General features: G+C 69.2%; 30 protein-coding genes. 15 read left to right on the forward strand and 15 right to left on the reverse strand.

All coding sequences use genetic code 11. From position 1 onward, the window contains the following. Positions 1–107: 107 nt before the first annotated feature. Positions 108–326, reverse strand: coding sequence for a hypothetical protein (locus tag M1L36_RS16930; RefSeq protein WP_250874914.1), 219 nt, complete (start codon positions 324–326; stop codon positions 108–110). Positions 327–485: 159 nt separating this feature from the next. Between M1L36_RS16930 and M1L36_RS16935 the strand changes: the two genes are divergently transcribed. The 3 genes from M1L36_RS16935 to M1L36_RS16945 all read left to right on the forward strand — a co-directional run bounded on the left by M1L36_RS16935 (position 486) and on the right by M1L36_RS16945 (position 3517). Next, positions 486–1439 carry an NADPH:quinone reductase gene (locus M1L36_RS16935; protein WP_250874915.1) on the forward strand — a complete coding sequence of 318 codons (954 nt, stop codon included), beginning with the start codon at positions 486–488 and terminating at the stop codon, positions 1437–1439. 177 nt (positions 1440–1616) lie between these two features. After that, positions 1617–2993 carry a sodium-dependent transporter gene (locus M1L36_RS16940; RefSeq protein WP_250874916.1) on the forward strand — a complete coding sequence of 459 codons (1377 nt, stop codon included), beginning with the start codon at positions 1617–1619 and terminating at the stop codon, positions 2991–2993. A gap of 80 nt (positions 2994–3073) precedes the next feature. Continuing rightward, positions 3074–3517: a hypothetical protein gene (locus M1L36_RS16945; RefSeq protein WP_250874917.1), complete on the forward strand. Its 444-nt coding sequence runs from the start codon at positions 3074–3076 to the stop codon at positions 3515–3517. 57 nt (positions 3518–3574) lie between these two features. Here the strand turns inward: M1L36_RS16945 and M1L36_RS16950 are convergent, their stop codons facing one another. Together M1L36_RS16950 and M1L36_RS16955 are read right to left on the reverse strand one after the other, a co-directional pair. Then, entirely contained in the window at positions 3575–3970 is a 396-nt protein-coding gene (locus tag M1L36_RS16950; protein ID WP_250874918.1) for a secondary thiamine-phosphate synthase enzyme YjbQ, read from the reverse strand. Between the two features lie 97 nt (positions 3971–4067). Then, a complete protein-coding gene (locus M1L36_RS16955; RefSeq protein WP_250874919.1) occupies positions 4068–4787 on the reverse strand; it encodes a uracil-DNA glycosylase family protein in 720 nt (239 codons plus the stop codon). 161 nt (positions 4788–4948) lie between these two features. Here M1L36_RS16955 and M1L36_RS16960 point away from each other — a divergent pair, with 161 nt between their 5' ends. Next, the gene (locus tag M1L36_RS16960) at positions 4949–5614 is read left to right on the forward strand and encodes a helix-turn-helix domain-containing protein (RefSeq protein ID WP_250874920.1); all 666 of its coding nucleotides are present in this window, start codon (positions 4949–4951) and stop codon (positions 5612–5614) included. A gap of 44 nt (positions 5615–5658) precedes the next feature. Here the strand turns inward: M1L36_RS16960 and M1L36_RS16965 are convergent, their stop codons facing one another. Next, a complete protein-coding gene (locus M1L36_RS16965; protein WP_250874921.1) occupies positions 5659–6366 on the reverse strand; it encodes an FxLYD domain-containing protein in 708 nt (235 codons plus the stop codon). A gap of 133 nt (positions 6367–6499) precedes the next feature. On the opposite strand from M1L36_RS16965, the gene M1L36_RS16970 reads away from it, so the two are divergent. Next, the gene (locus tag M1L36_RS16970; protein ID WP_369694269.1) at positions 6500–8044 is read left to right on the forward strand and encodes an acyl-CoA carboxylase subunit beta; all 1545 of its coding nucleotides are present in this window, start codon (positions 6500–6502) and stop codon (positions 8042–8044) included. Between the two features lie 5 nt (positions 8045–8049). Continuing rightward, positions 8050–8307, forward strand: a complete 258-nt coding sequence (locus M1L36_RS16975; protein WP_250874923.1) for a DUF8022 family protein — start codon at positions 8050–8052, stop codon at positions 8305–8307. 43 nt (positions 8308–8350) lie between these two features. Here M1L36_RS16975 and M1L36_RS16980 read toward each other — a convergent pair whose 3' ends face one another. Continuing rightward, positions 8351–8848, reverse strand: coding sequence for an MOSC domain-containing protein (locus M1L36_RS16980; RefSeq protein ID WP_250874924.1), 498 nt, complete (start codon positions 8846–8848; stop codon positions 8351–8353). A gap of 88 nt (positions 8849–8936) precedes the next feature. Further along, positions 8937–9617 carry a glycerophosphodiester phosphodiesterase gene (locus tag M1L36_RS16985; RefSeq protein WP_250874925.1) on the reverse strand — a complete coding sequence of 227 codons (681 nt, stop codon included), beginning with the start codon at positions 9615–9617 and terminating at the stop codon, positions 8937–8939. Positions 9618–9717: 100 nt separating this feature from the next. Here M1L36_RS16985 and M1L36_RS16990 point away from each other — a divergent pair, with 100 nt between their 5' ends. The 3 genes from M1L36_RS16990 to M1L36_RS17000 all read left to right on the forward strand — a co-directional run bounded on the left by M1L36_RS16990 (position 9718) and on the right by M1L36_RS17000 (position 13103). Next, on the forward strand, positions 9718–11523 hold the full coding sequence (locus M1L36_RS16990) for an acetyl-CoA carboxylase biotin carboxylase subunit (RefSeq protein ID WP_250874926.1): 1806 nt from the start codon (positions 9718–9720) through the stop codon (positions 11521–11523). Positions 11524–11772: 249 nt separating this feature from the next. After that, on the forward strand, positions 11773–12087 hold the full coding sequence (locus tag M1L36_RS16995; RefSeq protein WP_250874927.1) for a NifU family protein: 315 nt from the start codon (positions 11773–11775) through the stop codon (positions 12085–12087). A 65-nt stretch (positions 12088–12152) separates the two neighbouring features. Further along, the gene (locus M1L36_RS17000) at positions 12153–13103 is read left to right on the forward strand and encodes a biotin--[acetyl-CoA-carboxylase] ligase (protein ID WP_250874928.1); all 951 of its coding nucleotides are present in this window, start codon (positions 12153–12155) and stop codon (positions 13101–13103) included. Here M1L36_RS17000 and M1L36_RS17005 read toward each other — a convergent pair. From M1L36_RS17005 to M1L36_RS17020, 4 genes are all read right to left on the reverse strand, one after another. Beyond that, positions 13100–14179, reverse strand: coding sequence for an amidohydrolase family protein (locus tag M1L36_RS17005; RefSeq protein WP_250874929.1), 1080 nt, complete (start codon positions 14177–14179; stop codon positions 13100–13102). The two genes, M1L36_RS17000 and M1L36_RS17005, sit on opposite strands and share 4 nt — an antisense overlap. A gap of 1 nt (position 14180) precedes the next feature. Beyond that, positions 14181–15407, reverse strand: coding sequence for an HD domain-containing protein (locus M1L36_RS17010; protein ID WP_250874930.1), 1227 nt, complete (start codon positions 15405–15407; stop codon positions 14181–14183). A 117-nt stretch (positions 15408–15524) separates the two neighbouring features. After that, entirely contained in the window at positions 15525–16682 is a 1158-nt protein-coding gene (locus M1L36_RS17015; RefSeq protein WP_250874931.1) for an HD domain-containing protein, read from the reverse strand. 36 nt (positions 16683–16718) lie between these two features. After that, the gene (locus tag M1L36_RS17020; protein ID WP_250874932.1) at positions 16719–18620 is read right to left on the reverse strand and encodes a hypothetical protein; all 1902 of its coding nucleotides are present in this window, start codon (positions 18618–18620) and stop codon (positions 16719–16721) included. Between the two features lie 131 nt (positions 18621–18751). On the opposite strand from M1L36_RS17020, the gene M1L36_RS17025 reads away from it, so the two are divergent. Continuing rightward, complete coding sequence (locus M1L36_RS17025; RefSeq protein WP_250874933.1) at positions 18752–19414, forward strand: helix-turn-helix domain-containing protein; 663 nt, start codon at positions 18752–18754, stop codon at positions 19412–19414. Between the two features lie 45 nt (positions 19415–19459). On the opposite strand, the gene M1L36_RS17030 is transcribed toward M1L36_RS17025, so the two are convergent. The 3 genes from M1L36_RS17030 to M1L36_RS17040 all read right to left on the reverse strand — a co-directional run bounded on the left by M1L36_RS17030 (position 19460) and on the right by M1L36_RS17040 (position 20962). After that, positions 19460–19927 carry a DUF6114 domain-containing protein gene (locus M1L36_RS17030; protein ID WP_250874934.1) on the reverse strand — a complete coding sequence of 156 codons (468 nt, stop codon included), beginning with the start codon at positions 19925–19927 and terminating at the stop codon, positions 19460–19462. A gap of 2 nt (positions 19928–19929) precedes the next feature. After that, on the reverse strand, positions 19930–20526 hold the full coding sequence (locus M1L36_RS17035) for a DUF6230 family protein (RefSeq protein ID WP_250874935.1): 597 nt from the start codon (positions 20524–20526) through the stop codon (positions 19930–19932). Positions 20527–20644: 118 nt separating this feature from the next. Beyond that, positions 20645–20962 carry a hypothetical protein gene (locus tag M1L36_RS17040; RefSeq protein ID WP_250874936.1) on the reverse strand — a complete coding sequence of 106 codons (318 nt, stop codon included), beginning with the start codon at positions 20960–20962 and terminating at the stop codon, positions 20645–20647. A gap of 142 nt (positions 20963–21104) precedes the next feature. On the opposite strand from M1L36_RS17040, the gene cofD reads away from it, so the two are divergent. Genes cofD through M1L36_RS17060 form a run of 4 tightly spaced genes read left to right on the forward strand, consistent with a single transcriptional unit; the run spans position 21105 to position 24455 of the window. After that, positions 21105–22097, forward strand: coding sequence for a 2-phospho-L-lactate transferase (gene cofD / locus M1L36_RS17045; RefSeq protein WP_250874937.1), 993 nt, complete (start codon positions 21105–21107; stop codon positions 22095–22097). Further along, positions 22097–22900, forward strand: a complete 804-nt coding sequence (locus tag M1L36_RS17050) for a beta/alpha barrel domain-containing protein (RefSeq protein ID WP_250874938.1) — start codon at positions 22097–22099, stop codon at positions 22898–22900. The genes cofD and M1L36_RS17050 overlap by 1 nt, the downstream gene beginning before the upstream one ends. Beyond that, positions 22897–23772, forward strand: coding sequence for a triphosphoribosyl-dephospho-CoA synthase (locus M1L36_RS17055; protein WP_250874939.1), 876 nt, complete (start codon positions 22897–22899; stop codon positions 23770–23772). The genes M1L36_RS17050 and M1L36_RS17055 overlap by 4 nt, the downstream gene beginning before the upstream one ends. Beyond that, the gene (locus M1L36_RS17060) at positions 23769–24455 is read left to right on the forward strand and encodes a DUF447 domain-containing protein (protein WP_379820289.1); all 687 of its coding nucleotides are present in this window, start codon (positions 23769–23771) and stop codon (positions 24453–24455) included. The genes M1L36_RS17055 and M1L36_RS17060 overlap by 4 nt, the downstream gene beginning before the upstream one ends. Before the next feature lie 20 nt (positions 24456–24475). On the opposite strand, the gene gvpO is transcribed toward M1L36_RS17060, so the two are convergent. After that, positions 24476–25003, reverse strand: a complete 528-nt coding sequence (gene gvpO / locus M1L36_RS21475; RefSeq protein ID WP_305794559.1) for a gas vesicle protein GvpO, halophile-type — start codon at positions 25001–25003, stop codon at positions 24476–24478. A gap of 17 nt (positions 25004–25020) precedes the next feature. Continuing rightward, positions 25021–25308: a gas vesicle protein GvpA gene (gene gvpA, locus M1L36_RS17070; protein WP_250874940.1), complete on the reverse strand. Its 288-nt coding sequence runs from the start codon at positions 25306–25308 to the stop codon at positions 25021–25023. 146 nt (positions 25309–25454) lie between these two features. Here gvpA and M1L36_RS17075 point away from each other — a divergent pair, with 146 nt between their 5' ends. Further along, positions 25455–26078: a GvpL/GvpF family gas vesicle protein gene (locus tag M1L36_RS17075; protein ID WP_250874941.1), complete on the forward strand. Its 624-nt coding sequence runs from the start codon at positions 25455–25457 to the stop codon at positions 26076–26078. Position 26079 lies beyond the last annotated feature (1 nt).

Here is a 26079-nt window from a genome sequence, read left to right on the forward strand (position 1 = left end):
CGCGAGCGGTGTGACTCACGGCGCGTCACCTGAGCGTCGTTCGCTTCCGGCCCGCAATAACCTGTCGTCGAACCGACCGGAGTTCGGAGGTGTCGCGGCCGTGCGCGTCAGTCGTCGAGGTTCGCGTAGAACAGCGTGCGTGCGCACTCGGGGCAGACGAAGGGGTCGATGCGGTGTTTCTCCTTCACGCCGAGACTGCCGAGCAGTCCCTCCCGGTTCTCCTCGGAGACGGCGCGGACCTGGAACCCGTCGTCTGTTCGGAGTTTCATCGGTTCGAGCGTCACACCGCAGTCGGGACAGCGTCGGTCGGTCGGTTCGGAGACCATACCGTCGGTATCGCGCCCGTGACCTTCACTCTACAGGGCATCGCGGCGGCCCGACCGTCCCTCGGGGCAGACGCCCGCGTCCGTCGCTCGTCTCGTGGCCGGTCGGGTCCGCCGACGTGCTCCACCTACGCTTTTGGAGTCGGGCGACGACGGCACACCATGCACGCTGTTCGCTACCACGAGACGGGCGGCCCCGAGGTGTTGCAGGTCGACGACATCGACCCGCCGGACCCGGGCCACGGCGAGGTCGTCGTCGACGTCCACGCGGCGGGCGTCAACCCCGTCGACACCTACTTCCGGACCGGTGCGTACCCGGTGCCCGAACTGCCGTGGGTCCCCGGGTCGGACCTCGCGGGCGTCGTCGGGGCGGTCGGTCCCGACGTGACCGGGTTCGACGTAGGTGACCGGGTGTTCGGGACCGGCCTCGGCCGGACGGTGCAGGGTACCCACGCCGAGCAGGTCGTCGCGCCAGCGGACCTGCTCGCGACGCTCCCCGACGACGCCTCGTTCCTCGAAGGGGCGGCCGTCGCGCTCGTCGGCGTCACCGCCTGGCAGGCGCTCGTCGGCTACGCGGCGCTCGAACCCGCCGAGACGTGCCTGATTCACGGTGGGAGCGGCGGCGTCGGCCACGTCGCGGTCCAACTCGCCGAGGCGGCGGGAGCGACCGTGCTGACGACCGCGAGCGAGCAGTACCACGACCACCTCCGCGACCTCGGTGCCGACCGGGTGTTCGACTACCGCCGCGACGACCTCGAAGCGGCCATCGCCGAGACCGCCGCGCCCGACGTGGTCCTCGACACGTTCATGAACGAGTACTTCCCGCTCGACGCGCGGGTCGCCGCCCCCGGCGCGCGCATCGTCGGCATCGGGAACACGAGCGACGAGGCCCGCATCCCGCTCGGACAGGCCAAGAGCAAGGACCTCGACTTCCAGGTGATGTCGATGTTCAACGTCGAGGACACCGCGGCCGTCCTGGAGCGACTCGGTCGCCTCGTCGTCTCCGGCGAGGTCGTCCCCGAGGTCGCCCAGACGTTCGCGCTCGACGAGACCGCCGACGCCCACCGCACAGTGATGGAGGAGTCGTTCCTCGGGAAACTCGTCGTCGAACCCTGAGACCGCGTCGGTGGAGCGACCCGGCGGTCACCCCGCCGCGAAGGCTACAGTCGGGAATAGGCCGACAGTTTACCGGAAGCGCCTCGTATCACCAACACGTGGGCCGAGTGACGATTTCACGCGAGACAACTTCCGCCGCGTTTATTATTGGGGCCAGTGTCCTCACGGCGCACACACATGGTAGAACGTGAGACGTGGGCGACACGAGCGGGGTTCATCCTCGCGGCAATCGGGAGCGCGGTCGGACTGGGGAACATCTGGCGGTTCCCGTTCCAGACCGCGACCAACGGGGGGTCGGCGTTCCTGCTGGTGTATCTCGTCGCCGTGCTCGTCATCGGCATCCCGGCGTTGCTCGGCGAGTTCGTCATCGGGCGGCGCTCGAACATCAACGCCATCGAGGCGTTCAACAAACTGGGTCGGCCGCAGTGGGCGTTCATCGGCGCTATCGGCGTCATCGGCAGCTTCTGGACGCTGTCGTACTACAGCGTGGTCGGCGGCTGGGTCATCCGGTTCGTCTACGGCTTCGGGTCGGGCGTCGTCCTCGACGCGCCACAGGAGTACTTCGGGTCGGTCGCCGCCGGACCGGAGGCGGCCGCGCTCCACGCACTGTTCATGCTCATCACGGTGACCATCGTCGCACTGGGCATCGAAGACGGCATCGAACTGGCGACGAAGTTCATGGTGCCGAGCATCGTCGTGTTGCTCCTCGGCCTCGCCGTCTACGCGTTCACGCTCCCGGGAGCGGGTGCGGGCTACGAATTCTACCTCTCGCCGGACTTCGCGGCGGTCTCGAACAACGCGATGACCGTCGTCCCCGCAGCGGCCGGGCAGGCGCTGTTCAGCCTCTCGGTCGGGTTCAGCGTGATGATAACGTACGCCTCCTACCTCGGGAAAGACGACAGCCTCACCGCCGACGGTCTCACCATCGCGGTGTCGAACACGTTCGTCGGCGTGCTCGCCGGTCTCGTCGTCATCCCGCTGCTGTTCGCGGCGGGCATCGGTATCGGTGACGGCGGTCTCGTCAGCGGCGGTGGCGGTGCGGGCGCGGTGTTCGTCGGCGTCACGACGGCGCTCGCGGACCTCCCGGGGGTCGCCGCGCAGGTCGTCGGCGTCGTCTTCTTCGGGACGGTGCTGGTCGCGGCGCTCTCTTCGTCCATCAGCCTGCTCGAAGCGGTCGTCTCCTACCTCGTCGACAACTACCGACTCTCGCGTGCGCCGACCGCGGCGGGACTCGGGACGGTCATCTTCCTGCTCGGCGTCCCCTCGGCGCTCGACACGGCGTGGCTGACGTGGTTCGACGGCATCGGCGTCTCGCTGTTCCTGCCCGTCGCCGTGTTCCTCGTCGTCCTGTTCGTCGGCTGGATCCTCGGCGCGGAGGCCGTCGACGAACTCCGACAGGGCACTAGCGGCGGGTCGACGCTCCCGATGGTGTGGCTCTGGGGGCTACGGACCGTCGTGTTGCTCGCTATCCTCGCCGTGTTGGCACTGAACTTCTACGACCTGTTCTTGACGCCCGAGGCCGGCGACTACTACATCGTCCCGCCTGGGCTCTGAGCGACGGTCTGTCACGGTCTTCCACCGCCCGCACTGCCGCGGGCGCGGAACGTATACGGCTCAACTGCGTACCGAGGGCAATGGCATCTCCTCGGTCGCGTTATCCCTCGTCGAGCGACGAGCCACCGCCGACGGCCAGCGCCGAGTACCGCCCCGGGTACTGCAACATCGGTCACCGCGAACAGCGTCGACGCTACCGGTACGCCGGCGTCGGCGCGCTGGTGACGCTCGTCTACCTGAGCGCGGTGCTCGCGGCGAGCGCCCCCGCGGGGTTGGTCGTCGGGGCGTTCGCACCGCTCGCGCTGGCCTACGAGTTCTTCGTCCAGGCGCGCGCCCAGTTCTGCGTCAAGTTCGCCGTGCTCGGTCGCTACGACTTCACGGGGTCGGGCGGCGAGGCGGGCCGGGTCGCCGACCCGGAGAACCGCCGTGCCGACACCACCTCCGCGATTCGAATCACGGTCGTCTCCGTCGTTGCCGCGGGCGTCACGACGGGCGTCCTCTACGCGCTCGTCGAGTCGCTCTGAGGCGACGAGCGAGCGTCCACCCTCCCCGACCCTTCCCGCCACTGGGCCGTCCCACGCTCACTGCAGGTGGACCGACACGCGGCGCTCGCGTGGCCCGTCGCACTCGACGAACAGCACCGACTGCCACGTCCCGAGAGCCGGCCTGCCGTCCCGGACTGGGACGGTCACGTCACGCCCGAGGAGCATCGACCGCAGGTGGGCGTCGGCGTTCCCGTCCAGTTCGTCGTGCGCCCACTCGTGTTCGGGCGCGAGTCCGGCGACGAACCGCTCGATGTCCCCGACCAGTCGTGGCTCGAACTCGTTGAGCGTCACGCCCGCCGTCGTGTGAGCGACGAACACCGTCGCGAGACCGTCGTACCCGTCGGGGAGCGCGTCGGCGACGCGGTCGGTCACGTCCAGTACCTCGACCCGCTCGTCGGAGCGGACGGTGAACTCCGTGGGTCCTCCGTTCATGGGTGTCGTTCGCACGCCGGGGAGAAATCCTCGGTGGTGGTCGCTCGCAGGGGGAGGGTGAGGGACGCCCGTCACCGGGAAGCGGTCGGGGCAGGTCTCAACGGACGCGCCAGGACTCCTCGCCGGGGAGGAACCGCCCCAGGTCGACCTCCCGGCGGAAGTCCGTCGACTGGAGGGCGCGGAGGGCGTCGACGAGGCGGTCGTGGTCGTCGTCGCCCCACTCGCTCGGGTCGCGGATGGGGTAGACGAGGAAGCCGCTGCCCCGAATCTCGGTGCCGTGGAGCGCGGCCATGTCGGTGTCGACCTTCGCGGCCTGTGCGGTGTACTGTTCGAGGACGTGGCGAGTCGCACGCTCGCCGACCGGAAGCAGGACGTGGGCGGCGATAGCGCGCAACTCGGCGTCGAAGTACCGCTCCATCTCGGTGTACTCTCGGGCCGTCGGCGTCCCGTCGGGGACGCACATGTGCAGGTACGAGAGGAACGTGTCGGTCACCGTCGGGCGCTGGCCGGGGTCGGCGAGCAACCCCGCGTCGGCGAGCGCCCGCTGGAGGCGGACGCCGGACTCGTTGGTGAACGGGACGCCCACGCCGTCGATGGCCGACGCCCCGTCGTCGTCGGCGTCCGTCGCCGGCCCGGACGACCCGGTTCGTGCGGACTCCGGCGTCCCGCCGTCGGCGAGTCGCGCGCCGCCGTGGACGCCGGGGTGGTCGCCGACGACGTGGAACGCGGCGTTCGCGTCGCCGTATCCGGCGACGTACTGCTCACAGGGCGGGCGCATACCGAACGGGTTGCTCGTCCGGTCGGTGACGTTCTCCACGCGAGGCTGTAGCCCTCGCGCGCTCAAAGCCGGTGCGGTTCGGGGACGGTTCGGTTCGTCACGGGTCGCCGGCCGCGCGACCACCGCGGCAGTCAGCCGAGAAGCGGCCACTGTCGCTGGAAAGCCGAGCCTCTTTGCCGCCGCTGGTCGCACGGTGGGTTATGGGAGTCGTCGTCACCGGGACCGTCCCCGTCGAGGAGTTCGCGCTGGCACACACCCGCTCGACGGTGCCGTCCGTCGAGTTCAGCGGCGGACGCATCGTCAAGTCCTCCGAGGACGAGGTCGTCCCCATCCTCTGGGCGCGCGGAGCCGACCGCGACGAGATACGAGAGGCGCTGGAGGAGGACCCGTCGACCGAGGACACGGAGATACTCGCCGACCTCGACAGCGAGTGGCTCTACCGGATGCGCTGGACCGAGCGGGTCAGACTCGTCGTCCAGATGATCCTCGACTCGCAGGCGACGTTACTGGACGCGGAGGTCGGTGCCGGGTCGGGCGTCTGGTCGCTCCGCGTGCTGTACCCCACCCGCGAACAGCTCTCGTCGACCTACGAGTTCTGCGACGACAACGACCTCACGTTCGACGTCCGGAAGGTGTACGAGATGAACTCCGAACCCGCCGGCCAGTACGGCGTCACCGAGGGCCAGTTCGCCGCGCTCCGGGCGGCCTGCGAGGGGGGGTACTTCCAGGTCCCCAGAGGGACCGACCTCGACGCCATCGGCGAGGAGTTGGACCTCTCACACCAGGCCGTCTCCGAGCGCATTCGACGCGGGATGGACCGCCTCGTGACGGAGACGTTGCTCATCGGCAACAGTCGCGACCACTGAACTCGGTCGGGTGACGGTGAGGACGGCGTCCGTTGCGGTGGTGCTCAGGCGTCCCCGGCGTTCTCCTCGGCGGAGCGCTCGCCCGACTCGTTCCGTCCCGTCTCCTCGTCGTCCTCCCGGCGACGCTCGCGTTCGAGGTCGTCGGGCGTCGGTTCGTCGCCGTCGATGGACCGGGGGTCGCTGGCGTCGACGGCGGCGACGTCGTGGTACGACGCGTCGTCGGGGACGTAGACGGTGAACGAGACGTCGCGACGGTCGCCCGAAGCGAGGTCGTACGCGCGGCTCTCGACCTTCCGGGCGACGGTGCCGTCCTCGTCGTAGAACACGACCTGGAGCGTCGCCGAACGGTCCTCGCCCTGGTTGACGAGGACGCCCTCGACCTCGACCAGGTCGCCGCGCTGCCGGTCCAGGTCGACGGCGGTGCCGTTCCGGGTGAGTCGCGGGTCGGCGACGTCGAGAGTGTCGCTGGCGGTCCGGCGCGCGGTCCGGTACTGACGGACGCGGTTCTCGACGGCCTCGGCGTACCAGTCGGCGTCGCCCGAGAGCCGTTCGCGCAGGGCGAGCACGTCGTCCTCGATGTCGTCGACGACGGTGCCACCCCCGTCGCGCGTGGCGAGTCGGTCGAGGTTCGCGCGGATAGCGTCGACCTCCTCGCTGACGTCCCGGTTGGCCTCGCGCTCGACGTCGTCGAGCGTGTCGCGCACGTCGATGAGGGGGGGCAACTGCCCGTCGTTCGCGCCGGATTCGGACATAGAGGGTGCTACTCCCGACGACGGGTTAGGCGTTTACCCCCCGGAAACGAGGGCGGGGTCGGGTCGTCGCGAAACCGGCCTGTTCCCGGTATTCTTTTGACCCGACTCGGAGAACCACCGACAATCAATGACGATGGACGAGCGCATCGACGACTTGCGCGAGCGGAAGGCCCGCGCCGAGCTGGGAGGCGGCGAGGACCGCATCGACTCCCAACACGAGAAGGGCAAGATGACCGCCCGCGAGCGCATCGACCACTTCCTCGACGACGGTAGCTTCGAGGAGATGGACCAGCTTCGAACGCACCGCGCGAAGAAGTTCGGGATGGACGAACGCCAGATACCCGGCGACGGCGTCGTCACCGGCTACGGGACGGTCGACGGCCGGACCGTGTTCGTGTTCGCGCACGACTTCACCGTCTTCGGCGGGTCGCTGGGCGAGGTGTTCGCGGAGAAGGTCTGTAAGGTGATGGACAAGGCGATGGAGGTCGGTGCCCCCATCGTCGGGCTGAACGACTCGGCGGGCGCGCGCATTCAGGAGGGAATCGCCGCGCTCGGTGGCTACGCCGACGTGTTCCACCGCAACCAGCAAGCCAGCGGCGTCATCCCCCAGATATCGGCCATCATGGGGCCGTGTGCGGGCGGGGCGGTGTACTCCCCGGCAATCACGGACTTCATCTTCATGGTCCAGGAGACCAGCCACATGTTCATCACCGGCCCCGAGGTCATCAAGACCGTCACGGGTGAGGAGGTCGGGTTCGACGAACTCGGCGGCGCACAGACCCACGCCGGGAAGACGGGCGTCTCGCACTTCGCCGAGGCCGGCGAGGAGGAGGCGCTCGACGACATCCGGATGCTCCTCTCCTATCTCCCCCAGAACAACGTCGAGGACCCGCCGAGCGTCGAGCCGTGGGACGACCCCGAGCGGGCCGACGAGCACCTCAACGACGTCGTGCCCGACCAGCCACAGAAACCGTACGACATCCACGAGGTCATCGGTGGAGTCCTCGACGAGGACTCGTTCTTCGAGGTGCAGGAGGACTACGCCCGCAACCTCGTCGTCGGCTTCGCTCGCCTCGACGGTCACTCGGTCGGCGTCGTCGCGAACCAGCCACGCGCCAACGCCGGCACGCTCGACATCGACGCCTCGCTGAAGGGCGCGCGGTTCGTCCGGTTCTGTGACGCGTTCAACGTGCCCATCGTGTCGTTCGTCGACGTGCCCGGATTTATGCCCGGCACCGACCAGGAGCACAACGGCATCATCAAACACGGCGCGAAGCTGCTGTACGCCTACAGCGAGGCGACCGTCCCGCTCCTCACCGTCATCACCCGAAAGGCGTACGGCGGAGCGTACTGCGTGATGGCGTCGAAGCACATCGGCGCGGACGTCAACTACGCGTGGCCGACCGCCGAAATCGCCGTCATGGGGCCCCAGGGCGCGGTCAACATCCTCTACCGCGGGGAGTTGAACGAGGCCGACGACCCCGAGTCGCGCCGTCAGGAACTCATCGACGAGTACCGCGAGGAACTCGCGAACCCCTACACCGCCGCCGACCGTGGGTTCGTCGACGACGTGCTCGAACCGCCCCAGACCCGCCAGCGACTCATCAAGGACCTGGAGATGCTCCGCAGCAAGCGCGTCGATGGCTCGTCACGCAAACACGGGAACATCCCGCTGTAACCGCCATGACCGAACACCTCAGCGGCCTGGCCGACGCCGACCCGGAGGAAGCGGCCGCCATCGTCGCCGCGGTCCGGGCACACCTGCGCGCGCAGGCCCCCGCCGCGGCCGCCGCCGACGAGAGCGAGGACACGTGGGAGGGGTCGCGCTGGTCGTTCGCCGGCCGCCTCGAAGCGACCGGCGTGCGCGGCCTACGCCGGCGCGTCCCGGCGTCCGCACCGCGCGACGCCTGGACCGCGTCGGGTCGGTCCGACCGGTTCTGAGGCGGGAGCGTCGCCGCTCACTGACTCCCGTTCGCTACGCCGCTCAGAGCGGCGTGACCGCGTCGCCGACGGCGAGTTCGCCCGACTCGACGATGCGTGCGCGCAGGCCGCCGCGGTGGACCAGCGCCTCTCTGATACCTCGCTTCTCCAGTGACCGTTCGAGGTACGAACAGGGCTCACAGAGTTCGACGCCCTCGCAGACCGCCTCGCCGACGCGGAATCGCTCGCCGACGAGGTGGTCGAGCGCGACCCCGCCGACCGTGACGTTCCGTCGGTGTTCGCCCGGGGAGAGCGTCACGTCGTAGTCGCGTTCGACGGCCGCGAGCGTCTCCCGTTCGATGAGCGTGACGTCGTTGGGCGTCTCGCTGGCCGCGTCCGAGAAGGTGCCCGCGCCGTCGAAGTACCGGTCGCCGCGCAGGCCGCGGTCGGCGACGGCCTCGACTCGCTCGACCGGTTCGACGGGGGCCGCCGACTCGGGGGCGACGTGAACTGCGAGAACGGTGCCGGGTCGGGGGGCGGTCGTCTCCGCGTCGTCGTCCATACCACGAGTACGTCGACCGCGAGGTAACTCTTCGGCCGACGGGGAACCGGGAGGTTCGGTCGGCCGCGCGAGTCGCGGCGCGCGGGGGTCAGACTACGGCCCAGTCGTCGACGATGAGGCCGTCGACGCCCATCTCGCGGAGTCGCCGGGCGGTCGCCGGGCGGGCGACCGTCCACACGTTGACCGCGAACCCCTCCTCCTGTGCCCGCGCGATTCGGTCGGAACTGTCGGTACACAGCCCTACCGAGGGGTGGAGCGCGGCGCAGTCGAGGGTCCGCGCCCGCGCGAGACCGTGTCGCCAGTCGCGGCCGAGTCGCTTCAACTCCTGGTGGAACAGGTAGCCCAGTGGGAGGTCCGACACCGCACGGACCTCCTGGAGCGCGGCCGGTTCGAACGAGGAGACCAGCACGTCGTTCGCCACGCCGTCGAGGACGGCGAGGAGGTCGCCGGCCATCCCGGCATGTTTCAGTTCGACGTTGACGCCGACGGCGTCGGGGACGTCCGCGAGGAGGGCCGCGAGGAGGGGGATGGACTCGTCGCTGTCGAGGACGCGAAGCGACTCCAGGCGAGCGTAGGCGGTCTCCGAGACCCGACCGCGCGCGCCGGTGAGTCTGCGGAGGCGGTCGTCGTGACAGACGACGAGTTCGCCCGAGCCACAGCGACGGACATCGATCTCGACCATGTCGACGTGGGCGGCCGCCCGACGGACCGCGAGGCGGGTGTTCTCGGGTGCCCGGTCGGCACACCCGCGATGCCCGATGACCTGCATACCGCTTTCGATGACGTCGACTGACAAATAGCTCCGCGGTGAGGCTGGACACTCGGGACCGATAGAAACAGGTACCCGTTGGGAATAGTGCCACGCAAGAATGTTCGACAAGGTACTCGTCGCCAACCGTGGCGAAATCGCGGTACGAGTGATGCGCGCCTGTGAGGAACTCGACGTCGGCACCGTCGCCGTCTACTCCGACGCCGACAAGAACGCCGGACACGTCCGGTACGCCGACGAAGCGTACAACGTCGGCCCGGCACGTGCGGCCGACTCCTACCTCGACCAGGAGGCAATCGTCGACGCCGCGAAGAAGGCCGGCGCGGACGCCATCCACCCCGGCTACGGCTTCCTCGCGGAGAACGCCGAGTTCGCCGCGCTCGTCGAGGAGACCGAGGGCGTCACGTGGGTCGGCCCCACGAGCGACTCGATGGAGCAGATGGGCGAGAAGACGAACGCCCGCAAGGTGATGCAGGCCGCGGACGTCCCCATCGTGCCCGGGACGACCGACCCTGCCGAGTCCGCCGAGGAGGTCAAGCAGTTCGGCGACGAGCACGGCTACCCCGTCGCCATCAAGGCCGAGGGTGGCGGTGGCGGCCGCGGGATGAAGGTCGTCTGGGACGAGAGCGAGGCCGAGGACCAGTTCGAGACCGCCAAACGCGAGGGTGAGGCGTACTTCGACAACGACTCGGTCTACCTCGAACGCTACCTCGACCACCCGCGGCACATCGAGGTCCAGGTCGTCGCCGACCACTCCGGCAACGTCCGCCACCTGGGCGAGCGTGACTGTTCGCTCCAGCGCCGTCACCAGAAGGTCATCGAGGAGGGCCCCTCGCCCGCGCTCGACGAGGCGATGGCCGAGGAGATTCGCGAGGCCGCCCGTCGCGGTGTCGCCGAGGCCGACTACCGCAACGCCGGGACCGTCGAGTTCCTCGTCGCCGACGGCGAGTTCTACTTCCTCGAGGTCAACACCCGTATCCAGGTCGAGCACACCGTGACCGAGGAGATCACGGGTATCGACATCGTCAAGTGGCAACTGCGAGTGGCCGCCGGCGAGGAGTTCGACTTCTCTCAGGACGACGTCGAACTCGAGGGCCACGCGATGGAGTTCCGCATCAACGCCGAGAACGCGGCGAACTCCTTCGCGCCCGCGACCGGGAAACTGGCGACGTACGACCCACCGGGCGGTATCGGCGTCCGGATGGACGACGCGCTCCGACAGGGCGACACCATCGGCGGGGACTACGACTCGATGATCGCGAAGCTCATCGTCTACGGGAGCGACCGCGAGGAGTGTATCGCCCGCTCGAAGCGCGCCCTGGAGGAGTACACCATCGAGGGTGTCACGACCATCATCCCGTTCCACCGGCTGATGCTCACCGACGAGAAGTTCGTCTCGGGCGAGCACACCACCGACTACCTCGACGAGGAACTGGACACCACGCGCATCGAGGAGGCTCAGGAGAAGTGGGGCACCGAGACCGACGCGAGCGACGACGAGGAGGTCGTCGAACGCGAGTTCACCGTCGAGGTCAACGGCAAGCGATTCGAGGTCTCGCTCGAAGAGCGCGGTGAACTGGCGGTCGCCGCCGCTGGCAGCGCCAACGGCGGGTCCAACCGCCCCAAGCAGCGCTCGGGTGGCTCCGGAGGCTCCGGTGACTCCTCGGGCGGGTCCGACGCGACCAGCGCCGCCGGCGACACCGTCGCTGCCGAGATGCAGGGGACCATCCTCTCGGTCGGCGTCAGCGAGGGCGACGAGATCGAAGCCGGCGACGTGCTCTGCGTGCTCGAAGCGATGAAGATGGAGAACGACATCGTCGCAGAGCGCGGCGGCACCGTCACCGAGGTCGCCATCAGCGAGGGCGAGTCGGTGAACATGGGCGACGTGCTGGTCGTCATCGACTAACAACGACCTTTTACGCACGCGCCGGGGTCGCTCTGCGACCCCGGCAGTGTAAACGCTCGAACGAAAGGATTCGTCGCCCAGTTCACGCTCCTCGAACGTTCCGTTCGCTCGTCAGCCCGCTCACTCGTTTCACTCGTCGCAGTACAGCGTGCTGGCGACGACTGCACCGACAGCACTGCACCGCTCCGCCCCGAATCACATCCACCCCGACCGTGGACACTAAACTGCTCGACCACCTCCTCTCTGGTAATGAGTAGTGACGCCGCCGCAGTCGACGAGAACGACCTCCGCGAGCGCATCACCCAGTTCCTGATGCGGAACTTCCCGCAGATAGAGGGCCACGGCGGGAGCCACGAGATTCTCGACCTCGACGTCGAGGCGGGGTCGGTCACCATCGCGCTCGGCGGCGCGTGCGAGGGCTGTGGGGTCTCGCCGATGACCACCCAGGCGCTCGAAGCGCGCCTCCCCCGCGAGATTCCAGAGATTCAGGTCGTCCGCGCGGAGACGAGCGACACGTTCTCGGCTGGCGGTCGCGGCTTCGACCCCGACGACGTCCCGTTCTGAGCGGCCGTCCGATTCCTTCCGCACTGGACGAACAGTCTCAAGCACCCTCCAGCGCAAGCGAGCGCATGAACCAGACGCGCTTGCGGGTCCTCGAAGCGCTCACCGACGGCCCGGTGACGGGGCCTGCCATCGCCGAGCACCTCGACGTCTCGCGGAACGCGGTGTGGAAACACGTCGAGGCGCTGCGCGAGGACGGCTTCGACGTCCGGAGCGGCGACGACGGCTACACGCTCGGCGGGCTGCCGGCGCTCCACGAACTGTCGGTCGTGCTCGGTCTCGACGCGCCGTTCACCGTCGAGTCACACGCGCGACTCGACTCGACCAATCGTCGGGGACGCGACCTCGCCGAGGAGGGCGCTGCGGACGTGGTCGTCCTCGCGAACGAACAGACCAGCGGGCGCGGCCGCCTCGACCGGACGTGGGAAGCACCGCCGGGTGGAGTCTACCTGAGCATCGTCGTCCGTCCCGACGTGCCGATGCGCGACGCGCCGCTGTTCACGCTCGCCGCCGCCGTCGCGACCGCACGCGCTGCCCGCGAGCAAGGCGCCGACGCGCACATCAAGTGGCCGAACGACGTGGTGGTTCCGAGAGACGGCACCAGCTACGACAAACTGTCGGGCATCCTGACGGAGATGCAGGGCGAGGCCGACCGCGTCGAGTGGGTGCTCCCCGGCATCGGGACGAACGCCGAGGCGAGCACCGCAGACCTCCCAGAGGGGGCGACGAGCATCCGCGCCGAGACCGGTGCGGTTGACCGGCGCGCGTTCGTCCAGCGGTTGCTGGAGGAGTTCGACGCCCTCCGGGAGAACCTCGATTCGGTCGTTCCCGCGTGGCGCGAACTGGCGCTCACGCTCGGCCAACGCGTCCGCGTGGAGACGCCCGACGGCGACGTCGTCGGCGAGGCTATCGACGTCGAACGGCCGGGAACGCTCGTGGTCCGCCGCGACGACGGCGAGGAGGTTCGGGTGAACGCGGGCGACTGCGAGCACCTGCGGCCGGTCGCCAGCGAGGATTAGGGGAGCAGCACGCGCTCGACGTCGCTCGTTCCAGCGCGCCGGACGACCGCCCGGACCACCTCCTGTGCGCCCGCGAGGTTGTCCGAATCGCCGTCGAGCACCAGCAGTCGGGCGTCGCGGCCCGGTTCGACGACGCCGCAGTTCAGCCCCAGCGCGTCCGCGCCGGCGTGGGTCGCCATCCCGAGTATTTCGGTGGCCGTAAGGTCGTACAGCTTCGCTGTGAACTCCATCTCGCGGAACATCGACGGGGCGTTGAGGAAGACGTTGTCCGTCCCGAGCGCGACCGTCGTGTGCTCCCGAAGCTCCTCGACGGGTGGGAGACCGACGTCGGTGACGAGGTTCGAGCGCGGACAGACCGCGACGGGAATCTCCTCGTCGGCGACCCGCTGGAGGTGGTCCGAATCGGCGTGGACCATGTGGACGAGCAGGTCAGGGTCGAGCGCGAGCGCGGGGTCGATATCGCTGGCGTCCACCTCGCCGGCGTGGATGGCGAACGGCTTGCCGGCGTCGCGGGTCGCCGCCCGCTCGTCGGTGAAGTCGTAGTCGTTCGCGCCGCTCGCGCCGAACCCGTCGGCGACGTCGAGCACGGCCGTCTCCTCACGTCCGAACACCCGCGCGTCGATGGCGAGGTCGTCGAGCGCCCGGTGGAGGAGGTCGACGCCCGCGACGCCACCTTCGCGGAACTCGAAGAACGCGCCGGTCCCCGACCGCTCCATGTACCGCAAGGAGCGAACCATCCCGGCGACGAGGTCGGCGTCGTCGGCCGCCCGCAGGAGGCGGTGTTTCAGACCGTCCGGTGGCGCGACGAGTTCCTCCAGCGAGAGACCGCCGCCGGCCTCCTTGGCGATGGAGTCGCCGATGTGGGTGTGGGCGTTGACGAACGCCGGGAGGACGACGGCGTCGGAGTCGACCGGCGCCTCCTCGACGGCCGTTACCGTGCCGTCCTCGACGACGACGCGACCCTCCACGGGGTCGAACTCGCGCCCGCGGAGAATCGTCCCTTCGACCGTCGTCTCACCGTCGGTGGTGACGACGTCCGGGTCTCCGGTCGGCGTGTCGTGACTGTCACCGTTCATCTCAGAGCGCCTCGAACTCGTCGAGCGTCGCGGGCCGGGACTCGCGGATGTCGCTCACCAGCGCGTCGAGGTCCAGGCCGAGGACCGCCTCGGCGGCGTGGCCGACCTGTTCGGTCTCCTCGCGCGGGGCGTAGACGCCGAGTCGCCACTGGTCGCGCTGGACCCGCAGGACGGCCTTGACGAGCGTCGACTGCTCGCGCAGGCGACGGACCTGCCCGTTGACGACGACGCGACTGGTCGACTCCGGGATGGAGGGTCGCGACGGCACGTCGAGGACGACGTGTTCGGGGTCGACGCCGGCCTCCTCGGCGACCTCGCGTTCGAACTCGCGAATGGCGTCGTGGTCGGCGTCGATGAGGTCCTCGTCGACGGCGTCGAACTCAGCCCACACCGCCCGTTTGTAGAGGTCGCGCGTGTCGAGACGGCGGGCGTACTCGGCGGTCTCCTCACAGCGCCGGAGCGCGACGGTGAGGTCGCGGTCGTCCATCCGCCGGAGCGTCCAGGCGTCGGTCGCGTCCGCCCGGAGCAGGCCCTCCGCGGCGCGCCGGAGCATCGACTTCGAGATGCGCGCGACGTGGTGGCTGTAGACGGTGGGGTTCATCAGCGCACGAGCGAGCAACAACGACTCGCCGGTCTGGACGTTCCCCTCTCCGAGCACCAGTTCGCCCTCGGTGAAGTCGAGTTCCCGCACGAGTCGGCCGGTGTCGATGGTGCCGTAGGGGACGCCGGTGTGGTGGGCGTCGCGGACGAGGTAGTCCATCCGGTCGACGTCCAACTCCCCGGAGACCAACTGGCCGTACTTCCCCTCCCCGCGGACGAGGTCGGCGACCGACGACGGCGAGAGGTCGTGTTCGCGCAGCACCTCGGCGACCTGCCCCTCCCCGAGCAGATCGTCGATCTCGTCGTGGTACCGCCCCGTCTGGCGGTAGATGAGCCCTTCGAGGTTGTGGGAGTACGGACCGTGGCCGGTGTCGTGGAGCAACGCGGCGGCGCGGATTCGGTCGGCGTTCTGGCCCTCGATACCGAGGTTGTCGAGCGCGCGGTCGGCGAGGTGGTAGACGCCCAGCGAGTGCTCGAATCGCGTGTGGTTCGCCGAGGGGTAGACGAACGAGACGGTACCGAGCTGTCGGATGCGCCTGAGTCGCTGGACGAGCGGCGTGTCGAGCAGCGCCTCGGCCACACCGTCGACCTCGATGTGGTCGTGGACGCTGTCCTTGATGGAAATCATGGTCGCGGTTTGTTCGGGGTCGCTTAAAAACCGTCGCACCGAGTCGGCGTCAGCGCGGTCTCTCGTGCGGTTCAGCGCCCTCGGCGCTCGCTACCGCTCGGACTCGGCAGTGCCCGCTCACTCCCCGGCGATGCCGAGCACGTCCCGGGCCGCCGTCGCTACGTCGTCGACGCACTCGTCGGGCGTGTAGACGCCCAGTCGCCACCGCGCTCGCTCGCCCGCACGGAGCGCGCCGACGAGGTCGGACGCCGTCTCCAGCCGTTGGACGACACCACCGACGACGACGCGGGCGTTGGCCTCCCGCATCGACGGGAGCGAGGGGACGTCGAGCAGGACGTCGTCGTCGGGCACGTTCGCGCGGTCGGCGATGTCGCGCTCGGCCTCTCGAATCGACTCGCGTGGGAACTCGGTGACGCCGGCCGGGACGGTCTCCTGACCGACCCACACCGCGCGTTTGAACAGGTCGCGTTCCTCGATGCGACGGCCGAGGTCGGGGGCGTGCTCGCGGAGGGCGAACAGCAGGTCGTGGTCGGCGAACCGTCGGAACGTCTCGATGGGGACGCCGCCGTCGACGATGCGCTCGGCACCGCGTTCGAGCATGGTTCCGGCGATACGCGAGACGTGGTGGCGGTAGACGATGCCGTTCATCAGCGACCGGGCGAGCAGCATCGACTCGGCGGTCTGGACGTTCCCCTCCGCGAGGACCAACTCGCCGTCACGGACCCGGAGCTGGCGGACGAGTCGGCCGGTGTCGATGGTGCCGTAGGGGACGCCGGTGTGGTGGGCGTCTCTGACCAGGTAGTCCATCCGGTCGACGTCGAGTTCGCCCGAGACGAGCTGGCCCAACTCGTCGTCGCCAGCGACGAGGTCGGCGACGCGGTCGGGCGAACAGTCGAACTCCCGCAACACGGCGGCGGCCTCGGTGCCCGACAGCAGGTCGTGGATCTCGTCGTGGTGCTCGCCCGCGTGGCGCATGATGACGTCCTCGGTCTGGTGACCGTAGGGTCCGTGGCCGATGTCGTGGAGGAGCGCGGCGGCCCGGACGTGGCGAGCGCGCTCGCCCGTGACGCCCAGCGAGTCGAGCGCCTGGCGCGCGAGGTGGTAGACGCCCAGCGAGTGCTCGAATCGCGTGTGGTTCGCCGAGGGGTAGACCAGTCGGACCGTCGAGAGCTGTTTGATGTGGCGTAACCGCTGGAAGGCGGGCGTGTCGACCAGTGCGTCCGCCAGCGGGTCGAGGGCGATGTGGTCGTGGACGCCGTCCTTGACCGTGTTCATGTCCCTCGCTCGTGAGGGGGAGAGAAAGGTGCCTCGCTACGCGGACGGGCGAGCGTCCAGGCCCGACAGGACCGTCCCGAGCGAGAACAGTCCGTCGTCGTCGTCGTCGCTCTCGTTCCCGCTGCTCCCGTCGTCGTCACCGCCCGTCGCGCCGTCGAGCGTGTCGCCGACGCCGTCGGTGACGTTCTCGACCGTCTCACCGGTCTCCTCGACCGCGCTGGAGGTCTCGGTCGTGGTGGATTCGGTGGAAGTGGATTCGGTCGTCTTCTCCGTCGACGTGGTCTCGGTGGACGTGGTTTCCGTCGTGGTCTCGGTCGTCGTGGTCTCGGTCGTCCCCGAAGTCGTGCTCTCCGTCGTCGAGTCGTCGGTGCTGAGAAGTCCGCTCGTCGTGTTGTCGACGGCGTCGGTGGTGTCGTCGACGGCGTCAGTCGTCTCGTCGACCACGTCGCTGGTCGTGTTCGTCACCGCGTCGGTCGTGTCGTCGGTGGTGTTCTCGACGGCGTCGGTGGTGTCGTCGACCGCGTCGGTGGTGTCGTCGACGGTGTCGCCAGCAGCGGTGTCGTTCGTCGCGTCGTCGAGCGCGCCGGTGACACCGTCGGTCGTGTTGTCGACCGTATCGGTGGTGTCGTCGACGGTCCCGCTCGTCTCGCCGAGCGTGTCGTCGGTGGTGTTGTCGACGGTGTCGGTGGTGTCGTCGACCGCGTCGGTGGTGTCGTCGACGGTGTCACCGACGTTGTCGCCCGTCTCGTTCACCAACTCCCGGGTCTCGTTGCCGGCCTCCGTCGGGTCCGAGACGGTGTCGTTCACCGCGTCGGTGGTGTCGTCGACGGTGTCGCCCACCGTGTCCGTCGTGTCGTTGACGGTGTCACCGACCGTGCCCGTGGTGTCGTCGACCGCGTCACCGGTGGTGTCCGTGGTGTTCTCGACGGCGTCACCCACGTCGTCGGTGGTGTTCTCGACCCCGTCGCCGACCGTGTCGGTGGTGTCGTTCACCACGTCTCCGACCGGGCCGGTCGCGTTGTTGTCGACCACGTCCCCGACCTCGTCCGTGGTGTCGTCGACGGTGTCGCCGACCGAATCGGTCGTGTTGTCGACCGTGTCACCGACGGTGCCGGTGGTGTTGTTGACGGTGTCACCGACCGTCCCCGTAGTGTTGTCGACGACGTCTCCGACCGTCCCCGTGGTGTTGTTGACCGTGTCGCCGACCGTGCCAGTGGTGTCGTCGACGACGTCGCCCACTGTCCCGGTCGTGTTGTCCACGACGTCCCCGACGGTGTCGGTCGTGTTGTTCACGACGTCACCGACCGGGTCGGTCACGTTGCCGATGGGACCGCTGTCGTTCGCGCCCGGAATCGGGAGCTGTGGGAGCAGCGTGCGGAGCGTCGACGCGGACACCCACAGACGCATTCGGTCGGCGTGGGCGCGCTGGAACGCGAGGTCGAGTTTCCCGCCGCGGATGGAGCCGTCGGTGATGTCGACGTCGTCCATCACGAGTTTGAACCCTCGGCGCTCGTCGACGGGCGACCGGATACAGAGCTTCCCGACGACGATCTTCGAGGCCTCGACCGTGAACGGCCCCTCGTGGCTCTCGGCTTTGGTGTCGGCGGCGAGCGAGCGGATGTTCAGCCGCGTCGTCTCCTGTCGGTAGGCGTCGATGGCGACGTTCGAGAGCACGAGGTTCGCGGGCAGACAGCCCGCGTCGACCAGCGATGCGAGACTCCCGTTCCCCGACTCGCTCGCCGAACCGTTCGTCGAACCGTCGGCCGAGTCGTTCGACGTCCCGTTCTCCTGGAGGAGCAGCGGTGGGCCGGTGCCCCGTACCGTCTCGTCCTCGGCCACGCCGAGACCGACCGCGGAACTGGCCGGCGCGACGGCCCCCACCAGCAACGAACAGACGAGTCCGACCGCGAGCATCGTACGGAAGGCGCTGGGGTTCACGACTGACGCGTGGTACGACAGCGCACGACAAGGGGGTTGACCGAGGCATTGCCGGTGGTTTAAGAGCCCCTATCGAGACCCATAACCGTTAGCCAGAACGGTAATACTGGAAACTATGTTAGTAGTCGGATATGCGATACGTCACCATCGCACTATATCCTCCGAGCGGCGGTATCCATCCGGTGGGGGCGTCGATCTCGGAGCTCCCCGGCGTCGAACGGGAGGCGCTACGGTACGTCGACGCGATGTTCGACGGCACCGGCGTGCTGTTCTACGAACTGAGTGGACCGCTCGACACGCTCCGCGAGCGCCTTGACGACCACGAGGACGTCATCGACTACGAGGTGCTCGACGTCACCGAGGCGGCGTCCTACATCTACGTCTACGTCAAGCCGGGGCCGCCCGCGGGGACGCTGATGTACCTCGCTCAGAAGTACGCGCTCGTCGTCGAGACTCCCATCGAGTTCCGCGAGGACGGTGCCGTCCTCATCACCGTCGCCGGCCGTCAGGAGAGCCTGCGGGAGGCGTTCCACGAGTTCCCCGACGACCTGGTCGTCCACGTCGAGTGTGCCGGGGAGTACGCACCCGGTGACGGCCAACTGCTGACCACGCTGACCGACCGTCAGCGCGAGGTGCTGAAGACGGCGTTCGAACTCGGCTACTACGACGTGCCACGCGACGCGACCCACGAGTCCATCGCCCGGGAACTGGACGTCGCTACCTCGACCATCGACGAACACCTCCGGAAGGCGGAGGCACGCCTGTTCGGGACGCTGCTCCAACGGGGCGTCTGACTCTCCTCGAACCGTCGCTAGAAAAAGAACCGAACCGGTGAGCGCTCAGTCCGTCGTCTCCGCGGCGTCCGTGGACGAGGACTGCTCGGTGGGTGCGGCCGCCGACTCCTCGCTCGGGTGGACCCACGCGATGCACAGCGCGCCGCCGAGGATGCCGAGCAGCGTCCCGACGACGAACCCCCCGAGCGCGCCGAATATCGAGATGATGCTGATGAGCATCCCCGCCGCCCCGAAGAACTCCGCCAGTTCGGGTTTCGCCAGGGCGAACAGCCCACAGAGCACCACGAACACGGCGAATATGAGCCCGACGAAGGCGAACTCCGTCGGGATGAGCGCGAACTTCATCGCCAGGTCGAGCGGGATGATGCCGATGACCAGCCCCGAGAGCGTCAGCAACACGCCACCCCAGAACGGGCGGTCGTGTTTCCACGACTGCCAGCGCGACCGGTAGCTCGCCGCCCGCTGGACGGGGCCGGACTGCCGGACCGTCGACACGGCGTCTATCGCACTCATGGTCAGTTGGACGCCGCGCAAGCGGTCTTGGGCGCGGTCGCCGAGTCGTTCGGGTTGAGCGTGGTCTGGACCTGAGTCCCGGGCAGCGTGATGGAGTTCACGAACTGCGCCTGTGACTTGATGGTCGCGTCCTCGATGGTGACGCCCGGCGCGGACAGCGAGATCTGGTCCTGGACGTCGGCCGAGGGCGCGCCGGCCTGGATGGTCTGGCCCTGGTCGAACGTCAGGTCGGCGTTGAGGTACGTCGCCTTCTGTGTCAACCCGGTGAACTCAGCGGTCTGATCGGACTTGATGGACAACCGCATCGTGTCGCCGTTCGGCATCTCGATGTCCTTGTACAGGTGGAGCCCCGAGATGGTCCCGCTGTCTATCTGTGCGGTGAACGACGGGTAGGCCGCACACTCGGAGTTGTTCTCGACGCTAGCGTACTGCTGGAACCCCTCCCCTTGCAACTGGTCGAACTCGACGGTGAACCCCCCGACGCCCGCAGTCGGGACGGCCACTGCGACACCACCCATAACGATGGAAGCGCCGACGCCGAGCAACAGAACGTTCCCGACCACGAACGCGATGACGAACCGCCGTCTGTTAATTGCCATGGTCTATCACGACACACTGTACGTTCGACCCTAACCCTTCGCTGGGTTATTCCCGGTCGTTTAAGTGCCAGTGCGCTGTCGTTCAACCGTTCGTGACTGTCTACCCTCCGAGAGTACGCTACTCGGCCGTCGCGATGTTCCACTCGCTGTCGGCGACACGCTCGGTCAGGAGGCGTTCGTCGGTGTCCCCGAGGACGCGAATCTCGAACGCGCCCTGCCGACGCTGGACGTCGACCGAGACGGTCCGGACGTCGGCGGTCGTCTCGCGCTCGATGGGGTCGGGGCGCTCACCGTCGCGGACGGCGACGAGTCCGAACTCGCCGTAGGGGACGCGCTCCGACGCCGCGAGGAGGTCGTCCTCGTCGTAGAGGTCGACGGTCATCCCCTCGGTCGTATCGGCCTCCGCGACGACGAGTCGGTAGGTTTCGAGCGACATGGTGGGCGGGACTCGCGCCACCCCCGTAGTCGTGGTGGCCGCACACTGCAAGCCCCGGCCACCACACGCCGCCTCGCTCGCGGGCTCTCCCCCGAGGGCCGTGACAGTCAGATACAAGCCCGTAACCGCACAACGCCGAGCCATGACGACGTTTCTCGCGGGCGGAACTGGGACGCCCAAACTGCTGGCCGGTGCCGACGCGGTGTTCGCCCCCACCGAGACGACGGTGGTGGGCAACACGGGCGACGACGTGGAGATAGCGGGCCACCTCGTCAGCCCGGACCTCGACACCCAACTGTTCCTCGACGGCGGCGTCCTCGACCGCGAGACGTGGTGGGGCATCGCCGACGACGGGGGGACCACTCACGAGCACCTCCACGACCTCGCCGAGTCGGCCGGTCTCGACACCGAACCACGCTACCTCCCCCCCGAAGCTCAGACCGCAGGTCGGGACATCGCCCGGTGGCGGCGCTTCTCGGGCGTCGCGGAGTTCATGTACATCGGCGACGCCGACCGCGCGGTCCACCTCACCCGTACCGGCCTCGTCGACGAGGGGTACACGCTGACCGAGGCGACCCGCGTGCTCTGTGACGCGTTCGACGTCGAACGCACCCTCCTGCCGATGAGCGACGACCCCGTCGCGACGATGATTCACACGCCCGACGGTCCGATGCACTTCCAGGAGTGGTGGGTGGCGCGCGGCGGTGACCCTCGCGTCGAGGACGTGGAGTTCCGCGGTGCCGAGACGGCGACCGTCACCCCCGCCGTCGCGGACGCGCTCGACGCACCGGTCGTCATCGGCCCCTCCAATCCGGTGACGAGTCTCGGGCCGATGCTCGCGCTCGACGAGTTCCGCGCGGCGCTCGACTCGACGCCGGTGGTCGCCGTCTCGCCGTTCGTCGGCGACCGGGTGTTCTCCGGGCCGGCCGCGAAGCTGATGGCCGCGACCGGTCGCGACCCCTCCACGGCGGGCGTCGCCGACACCTACCCCTTCGCCGACGCGTTCGTCCTCGACGACGAGGACCCGACAGACCTCGACCGACCCGTGGTCCGTACCGACACGACGCTCGACACCTCGGACGACAGCGAGCGCGTCGCCCGCGCCGTCCGCGCGGCGCTCGACGAGGTGGCGTGATGTGCGCCGCGACGACACGTTTCGACCCGTTCGAACCACGCGTCGCGGTCGCGAGCCTCTCGGGAGCGGCCGACGCCGAGTGGGCACGTGCAGCCAGCGAGTACGCCGGGTGTGCGTTCCTCGGCGGTGTCTCGCTCGACGACGCCACACGGGAGGCGGCCCGAGCGCTCGTCGCCCGCGAGCGCGAGGAGTTCCTGCCCGACGACCCCGTCGCGTTCGTCGACGCCCAACTCGCGGCGCTGGCTGACGTTCCCGTCCGTCCCGCGATGAACGTCCGCAGTGCGACGCTCGACCCCGTTCGCGCCGTCGGCGCGGTCTGTGCCGACCACGGCGCGCTCCTCGAACTGAACGCGCACTGCCGACAGGACGAGATGTGCGCGGCCGGCGCGGGCGAGACGCTCCTGCGCGACGGCGACGGACTGTGCGAGCAAGTCGCCGCAGCCGCGGCGACGGGGGCGACGGTGAGCGTGAAACTACGCGCCGAGATTCCTGGCGTCGACCTGCCGACGCTCGCGCCCGACCTGGTCGCTGCGGGTGCGGCCGTCCTCCACGTCGACGCGATGGACTCCGAACACGTCGTCGGGGAGGTCGCCGCCGCGTGCGACGCGTTCGTCGTCGCCAACAACGGCGTCCGTGACCGCGAGACGGTCCGCGAGTACCTCGACTTCGGTGCGGACGCGGTGAGCGTCGGTCGCCCGAGCGACGACCCGCGTGTGCTGAGGCGAGTCCGCCGCGCGACCGACGAGTGGTTCGCCACGCACGCTCCCGAGACGACCGAGGAGCGACCGACGGGGGCACGATGAGCGAGGGTACTGGTGACCGCTCGACCGACGACGTGCGTCGGCGTACCCCCGCACGGAACGCCGAACTCGCCCTGCTGCTCGAAGTCGCGGGCACGCCGAAACCGGGCAACGTCGACCGCCAGCGCGACCACCCCGACCTCCACTTCGACCACTTCCTCGCGGGAGCGGTCGGCGCGGCCCCCGGACTGCGCGCGGCCGCCGGCGACGGGCCGCTCGGCGAGGCGTTCGAGCGAGCGGTCTGTGGGATGGCCGACCAGCGTGGCGGCAACACGCAGTTCGGGGCGCTGTTGGCGCTCTGTCCGCTCGTCCGCGCGGCGAGTCGCGACGACTCGACGCACGAGGGCGTCGAGGCCGCCGTCGCGGACACGACGGTCGACGACGCCTGTGCGTTCTATCGCGCGTTCGACCACGTCGGCGTCGCTGTCGGTGACCCGCCCGAGGAGATGGCCGCCCTCGACGTCCGCCGTGGGAGCGCGGCGGTCCCGGCGGTCCGCGAGCGTGGACTGACGCTCGCGGAGCTGATGGCGCAGAGTGCGTCCGTCGACGGCATCGCCCGCGAGTGGACCGAGGGGTTCCCGCGGACGTTCGCGACGGCCGAGCGTGTCGTCGCCGACGACGGTCCCGTCTCCGAGCGCGGTGCGCGAGCCTTCCTCCACCTGCTCGCCGAGGAGGGTGACACGTTCGTCGCGAAGACGAGCGGCGAGGCCGCCGCGGAGGAGGCGACCGAGCGCGCGCGGGCGGTGCTCGCCGGCGACGCGGACGCCGAGACGGTCGCCGCGGAGTTCGTCGAGCGGGGTGTCAACCCCGGGACGACCGCCGACATCGTCGCGGCGGGGCTGTTCGTCGCGCTCGAACGCGGGGTGGTGGTGTGACTGGCGAGAGGGAGACTGGCGACGGGGGAGTCGGAGCGGAACGGACGGGCCACGAGCACGTCGGGCCGCCCGCACCAGCGGGCTGGCCGGTCGGCTGGGAGGGGGCGACCGAGTCCGTCGTGACGACGCTCGGTCCCAACGACCGGTGGAACGTCGCCGCGCTGGGGCTGTTCGCCCCCGCGGACCCGACGACCGACCCCGGCGACTCCGGCGGCCCCGACGCGCGCGTCACCGCCCGAACGTGGGGGCGGACCCGGACGTGGCGGAACTTCCGCGAGCGCGGCGCGGGGTACGTCCAGTTCACCCGCGACCCGGTGGACTTCGTCGAGGCGGCGTGTACCGTCCGCGAGGAAGACGAACCGGTCCTGCCGAGCGCCGACGCGTGGGTCCACGTCACCGTCGACGCCGTCGCGGAGGGAGCGGCGGGCGAGACGGAGTGGGTCGAGTGGGCGCTGTCGCCCGTCGAGGCGAGCGTCGAGCGACGGGTCGTCCCGACGGTCGACCGTGCACACGCTGCGGTGGTCGAGGCGACCGTGGCGGCCTCGCGACTCGGGGTGCCGGGGTACGAGGACGCGAGGCTCCGCGGGCGAATCGAGGACTGCGAGTCGGTCGTCGACTCGTGTGGCGGGCCGCGCACCAGAGAAGCGTGGAAGCGGTTCGAGGCGACCCTGGAGGACGCCTGACCGGTCGACCGTTCGGCGAGTCAGACCTCCGACTCGCCCGTGTCGCCGCGGTGGAGTCGCTGGACGCGCCGGTACGACTGGAACTCCCCGCGGTCGTTCAGGTCGATCTCGTAGCGGCCGAGGATGTCCTGGGTGTCGGGGACGGCCTTGCGCTCGACGACCTCGACGACCGCCAGCCAGCCGTCGTCCTCGCCGTCGTCGTCGCGCTGTCGGCCGACCTCGACGAGCGCGTCGAACGGGTGGCCGATGAGTTTGCCGGCGTTCGACCGGACCGTGTCGCGCACTTCGATGAGGCCGACCGTCCCGTCGTCGCTCTGGCTTGCTTCGGACTCGTCGTCGCCGACGTCTTCGTCGTTCTCGTCGCTCACGTCGTCCTCCGTGGTCGACGATTCGGCGGTCGATTCGTCGTCCGTCGTCGTGTCGGTTGTGTCGTCATCGATGGTCGGGTCGTCTTCGTCGTGCTGGTAACAAAAACCATCGTCCTGTGCGGGGCGGGTGCACCGCTCGCCGCCGGCGGTGAGCGCTCGACACTGGTCGGTGTCGGACATAGCTCACTCGGTGGCGCTCAGGACTCCTCGACTTCGATAGCGCGGGGTTCGATGGGGCCCACGCCCGTCTCGAGGTTCTGCATGTCCTCCAGTTCGCCAGTCTGACTGGCTTGTTCTATCATCGATATCTGTTGGGCGTAGTGGATGAACGTGTCGACGGACGCGACCACGACGCGGGCTTCGACGGTCAGGATCTCGATACCGACCACCGAGATACGGGCCCAGACGTCGATGACCATACCCTTGTCGAGGATTCGGTCGAGGACCTCCGCGAGACTCGACGCGTTCGGCGTGTTGGTTGCCATCGGGTACCGACACTCGAAGCGAGGGGTAGACCCTATTGCCTGCACAGGCCGGTCGGCCCCCCGCGGACCGGGACGGGGGACGTCGACCTTTCGTGTGCAGGCACGGGTTATTGGTAGCGGTCTGGAGAATCCCCGCGCGATAGCGGATGAGCGACAACCTTTACGCGTACGGCGTCACGCCCGACGACGGGAGCTTGGCGGTCGACGCGACGGGCGTCGACGGCTCCGAGGACGTCTCGACGGTCTCACACGGGCCGCTGGCAGCCGTCGTCTCGCCGGTCGACGACATGGACCCCGAGCGGACCGACGAGAACGTCCGGGCGCACGACGACGTCCTCAGAGCGGTGATGGTCGACGCCGAGCGGACCGTCGTCCCGATGCAGTTCGGGATGGTGTTCAAGGGCAAGCGACCGTTGAAGAACATCCTCCGAACGGGCCGACCGACGTTCTCGCGGTCGTTGAACGACATCGACGGCACCTACGAGCTCGGCGTCAAACTCGTCGCCGAGGAGGGGGCCACGGTCGACCGCGAGGCGGTCGCCGAACGGGTCGACGAGCGACTCGCGCCGGTGAGCGTCGGTACCGTCGAGAACGACCTGTTCTCGGACCGACTCGTCGTGAACAGCTCCTACCTCGTCGAGCGCGACGAACGCGAGGCGTTCGACGAGGCCATCGACGACATCGACGAGGCGTACGACGCGCTCACGCTCCAGTACACGGGACCGTGGGCACCGTACAACTTCGTCGACGTCGCCATCGAGGCGAAGTGAG

This window comes from Halomarina rubra, from assembly GCF_023699475.1.
GTDB lineage: Archaea > Halobacteriota > Halobacteria > Halobacteriales > Haloarculaceae > Halomarina > Halomarina rubra.